We start from the raw sequence: 531 nt of genomic DNA on the forward strand, positions 1-531 counted from the left end.
CCACCCGCCCCAGCCACAAAATCAGTTACGAGAACGGAAGCATACGGCTCCACGACCACGGTATCTGAGCCTGTCCCAGTGGTTATCGAAACATTGCCTCCATTTGCTTGAATACGGTCGGATCCTGCTCCCGCATCAATAATAGAGCCCGATCCCCGCGCGACGATATTATCGTTCCCATCACCGCCGTGGTAAGTATTGCTTCCACGTTCGTCGTTCAGAACGTCGTCACCGGCCCCGCCATAGAGGCTGTCGTCGCCAAAACTGCCATCAACACTATCGTTCCCCTCGCCACCCTCAAGGACATCGTCTGCCGCCCCGCCATTCAGATAGTCATTTCCGTCAAGACCTTGGATCAGGTCATTACCGATGGTGCCTACGATATTGTTTCCGCCAGCATCGCCAATGAGCGTCTGACCCAGTGGCACAGATCCATCGGGAGGATAGGCAGGGAAGAAATTGTCAACGACAAGATCAGAGGCCAGTACATTCAGGAGGCGCACTACCGTTGCGAAGTTCTCACCACCGCCC

At 55.4% G+C, this 531-nt stretch carries 1 protein-coding gene; it reads right to left on the minus strand.

Going from position 1 to position 531, the window contains the following annotated elements; translation table 11 throughout:
• A partial coding sequence (locus tag AC2YG9_RS22450) for a calcium-binding protein (RefSeq protein ID WP_487300225.1) occupies positions 1-531 on the minus strand: 531 nt, incomplete at both ends.

The sequence above is a fragment of the Caulobacter sp. SRI_014 genome (genome assembly GCF_057586315.1).